We start from the raw sequence: 4011 nt of genomic DNA on the forward strand, positions 1-4011 counted from the left end.
CACGCCACTGCCGGATGCCGAAACCGTCCTTGGACAGATCGGCGAATGGATCGATGACTACAACAATAACCACCCGCATTCCGGCCTGAAAATGCGCTCGCCCCGCGAGTTCATAAGGCCCTATCGAGAAACCGCCTGAATGTCCGGCCAAACGGGGGCCAGTTCACAACAGGCGCACGTGCCTGTCAGCGTGACCCTAACCAGCATCGTCTTCACCGGTCCGGCCCAAGGCTGGGCTGCTGGTCACAATGGTGTGTTGCTGCGCAGCGACGATGGCGGCAGCAACTGGCAGCGGGTGTTGGACAGACGGGATGTGGTGCTTCTCCATCAACGTGCCGCCGAACAGCTAGCCACGCAACGCGGGCAGGATGATGAACGCGCCCGGCTGGCCCGCCGACAGGCTGAACAGTTGGCAGCGGATGAACGGGACAGCCCCTGGCTGGACCTGTCCATGGATGCCCAGGGTCGGCTTTGGCTGGCCGGTGCCTATGGCGTGCTGTTGCGCAGCAGCGATGGCCAGCAATGGGAAGCCTGGTCTTCCCATCTGGGCAATATTGACCGCCATCTCTATGCGGTGAAAGTTTGGGAAGAACAGGTGGTCATTGTCGGGGAACAGGGGCTGCTGCTGCGTTCCGTTGATGATGGCGAGAATTTCCAGGCCTTGGACCTTCCCTACGAGGGCAGCATGTTCACCCTGCAGCTCGGGGTGGATGGCATGGTGCTGGCGGGACTACGTGGCAATGGTTTCCGTTCCGCCGATGGGGCGCACAGCTTCACCCCCCTGGCCGTGCCGACCCCGGTTTCCCTGACCGCCAGCCTGCGCCTACCTGACCAATCGATCCTGCTGGCTGATCAGGCAGGGGGGCTTTATCGGCTGGCGGGTGGGGAACTGTCACGGCTGGGAACGGCCCCGGTGGGCAACCCATCTGCTCTGGTCCTGGCGGCGGATGGCGGCCTCGTTGTCAGCGGTAGCCAGGGTGCCGTCCGTGTTGCCGGCTTCTCGATTGAAAGTGTGACGCCATGACCGTATCTCCTGCCACCCAGCATCCCGAAGATGGCGCGCTTCCTTTCGACCCCCGCTCCGGCAGCCGGATCGAACGGCTGTTGTTCAATTACCGCGCCGTGATCCTCTTGCTGTGCGCCATTGTCACCGCCCTGGCCGTCATCCAGCTGCCCCGGTTGCACAGCAATGGCAGTTTCGAGAAGATGATCCCCAGCGATCATCCCTTCATCGTCAACTACTTGACGATGAAAAGTGATCTGCCTAATCCCAATGTACTGCGCATCGCCGTCACGGCCCCAGGGGCGGATATCTATGACGCGGTTTTCCTGGAAAAGCTGCAACGCCTGACCAACGAACTGTTGGCATTTCCCGAAGTTGACCGGGTAGGCCTCAAAAGCCTGTGGACCCCCAATGCCCGCTGGCAGGGGGTGACGGAGGAGGGGTTTGATGCCGGCCCCCTGGTGCCCAATGACTATCAGGGCCGACCGGAGGATCTGCAGCAGCTTCGTGTCAATGTCCGGCGGTCGGGGGAAATCGGCAAGATCGTCTCTTTTGATGAGAAATCGGCCCTGATCGCCGTGCCCCTTTTGCCCGACAATGCCGAACTGAAACGGCGGATCGATTATGGCGCGCTGAACACAAGGCTGGAGGAGATGCGCACCCGCTATGAGGCACAGGGCGTGCCCATGCAGATATCCGGCTTTGCCAAGGTGGTTGGGGATCTGATCGCCGGCTTGCAGAAGATCGCCTTGTTTTTCCTGCTCTCCATCGTGCTGGCAGCAGGGGTGCTCTATGCCCATACGCGCTGTCTGCGCAGTACCGGTCTGGTGGTCATCTGTTCGCTGGTGGCGGTGGTCTGGCAACTTGGTGCCTTACCGGCCCTGGGCTTTGACCTGAACCCCTATTCCGTGCTGGTACCGTTCCTGGTTTTCGCCATTGGTATGAGCCATGGTGCCCAGAAGATGAACGGCATCATGCAGGATGTGGGGCGCGGGGCACCGAAAGAGGTGGCGGCGCGCTACACCTTCCGCCGCTTGTTCCTGGCTGGGCTGACGGCCCTGCTCTGTGATGCGGTCGGCTTTGGCGTGCTGCTGATCATTGATATTCCCGTTATCCAGGAACTGGCCATGATCGCCAGCCTGGGCGTGGCCATCCTGATCTTCACCAACCTGATCCTGCTGCCCATCCTGTTGAGCTATATTGGTGTCAGCCCGCTGGCGGCAGAGCGTAGCCTGCGGGCGGAACGGGGGCGCAGCCATCCGGTCTGGCACTGGTTGGGCCGGTTGACCGAACCGCGGCGTGCATTGGCGACTGTGGTGTTCTGCGGCTTGCTGGCGGTGGGCGCCTTCATGGTCAGTCTGCATCTGAAGATTGGCGACCTGGACCCTGGTGCCCCCGAATTGCGGGCGGATTCCCGTTACAATCTTGATGATGCCTATATCAAGCAGAAGTACGGGGCCAGCGCAGACGCCTTCATCGTCATGGTCCGCACCCCGGAGGGGGCCTGTTCCACCTATGACACGCTGATGCGGGTCGATGCGCTGGAATGGAAGCTGCGCAGCCTGCCGGTGGTGGAAAACACGGTCTCACTCGCGGGACAGCAGCGCCTGTTGATGAGCGGCTATAACGAAGGCAATCCGAAATGGTATGAATTGCCGACCAACAGCGCCATGCTGAACACGATCACCGCCAATTCCCCGCGCGGCCTCTTCAATGACGTTTGTTCGGTGCTGCCGCTGACCGCCTATCTGCAGGATCACCGGGCCGACACGCTGACCAGCGTGGTGAAGGTGGCAGAGGAATTCGCAAAACAGAATGACAGTGCCGATGCCCAATTCCTGCTGGCCGGTGGCAGCGCCGGGATTGAGGCGGCGACCAACATTGTCGTGCAACATGCCAACCGGGAAATGCTGCTCTGGGTCTATGGGGCCGTGCTGATCCTCTGCTTCGTCACGTTCCGGTCCTGGCGGGCGGTTGTGTGTACAATGCTGCCGCTGGCTTTGATCTCGCTGTTGTGCGAGGCGTTGATGGTGGTGCTGGGGGTAGGCGTAAAGGTGGCGACCCTTCCAGTGATCGCGCTGGGCGTCGGCATTGGCGTGGATTACGCGCTCTATGTCATGTCCATATTGCTGGCCCACCTGCGCAGGGGCGAGACATTGCCCAATGCCTTCGAGGCGGCGTTGCTGTTCACGGGTCGTATGGTGATGTTGACCGGCGTCACGTTGGCAGTTGGCGTGGCGGTCTGGGCTTGGTCGCCCATCAAGTTCCAGGCGGATATGGGGATTTTGCTGGCCTTTATGTTCGTTGGCAACATGGTGGGGGCGCTGGTGCTGCTGCCGGCGCTGGCACATTTTCTGTTACGGCCAGTTTCCTTAAGGCCAAGTAGCTAAAATAGCATACAGGTTACGGCGGCCCCGTTTATTACCAGTATTCGGTCTGATGAAATATTTCTGATAATCTGTCGCATTTGGGCTGGTCCGAAAAATTCACCAAGCTGGCGGGTGTGGCGCTAAGCCATTGATTGGATGTAAAGTGCTGGTGCCGACGCCGAAACCGTCCGATCAGTGGAACCACACCCGCCATGCGCGATTCTACGGTGTCCCTGCCGGGCCTGTCCCCCGTTTTCGCCAAGCCGATCGAGGCCGGTTTTAACGGGGGCAGCCTGCCTTCCGACATCAGCCTGTTGACCCGGCGGGAGGTGAAGAGGCGGCGGGGGATCGCCAGCAAATATGTCGCCTCCATAATGACCTCCAGTGTGCCCCCCTCTGAAACCATAAGCTGGAAACCAACGAACCCAAGGTTAAGGGGCAGCCACATGACCTGCTCCCCCGATCGTCTCCGTTAGAGCGTGTTTCCGTTCAGCGGAAATGCGCTCTAATGAGTTGAGCACTTTGGTCTAATGACTACGCAGCGCGTGGCATGGACGGGCGAGAGGGCGGCGGCGACAGTAGCAGGGCGATCCTATGTCTGATCATGCCGCAAGGCGTCGAGGGCATAAGTCTTCGCTC

General features: G+C 60.6%; 4 protein-coding genes. 3 read left to right on the plus strand and 1 reads right to left on the minus strand.

Annotation, left to right across the window (positions count from 1 at the left end; genetic code table 11):
* From Q0072_RS19860 to Q0072_RS19870, 3 genes are all read left to right on the plus strand, one after another.
* Positions 1-139, plus strand: a 139-nt coding sequence (locus Q0072_RS19860; protein WP_298333424.1) for an integrase core domain-containing protein, incomplete at its 5' end; no start/stop codon positions are given.
* Between the two features lie 177 nt (positions 140-316).
* The gene (locus Q0072_RS19865) at positions 317-1024 is read left to right on the plus strand and encodes a YCF48-related protein (protein WP_298333418.1); all 708 of its coding nucleotides are present in this window, start codon (positions 317-319) and stop codon (positions 1022-1024) included.
* Positions 1021-3393, plus strand: coding sequence for an MMPL family transporter (locus tag Q0072_RS19870; RefSeq protein ID WP_298333420.1), 2373 nt, complete (start codon positions 1021-1023; stop codon positions 3391-3393). The genes Q0072_RS19865 and Q0072_RS19870 overlap by 4 nt, the downstream gene beginning before the upstream one ends.
* A gap of 31 nt (positions 3394-3424) precedes the next feature.
* On the opposite strand, the gene Q0072_RS19875 is transcribed toward Q0072_RS19870, so the two are convergent.
* Positions 3425-3820 carry a hypothetical protein gene (locus Q0072_RS19875; protein WP_298333422.1) on the minus strand — a complete coding sequence of 132 codons (396 nt, stop codon included), beginning with the start codon at positions 3818-3820 and terminating at the stop codon, positions 3425-3427.
* Positions 3821-4011 lie beyond the last annotated feature (191 nt).

This window comes from Asticcacaulis sp., assembly GCF_027484505.1.
In the GTDB taxonomy this organism is placed as follows: domain Bacteria; phylum Pseudomonadota; class Alphaproteobacteria; order Caulobacterales; family Caulobacteraceae; genus Asticcacaulis.

Excerpts from the sequence above, each read along its gene's own strand:
- Q0072_RS19870 (WP_298333420.1), top strand. The coding sequence starts at position 1,021 with ATGACCGTATCTCCTGCCACCCAGCATCCCGAAGATGGCGCGCTTCCT.
- Q0072_RS19875 (WP_298333422.1), bottom strand. The coding sequence starts at position 3,820 with ATGTGGCTGCCCCTTAACCTTGGGTTCGTTGGTTTCCAGCTTATGGTT.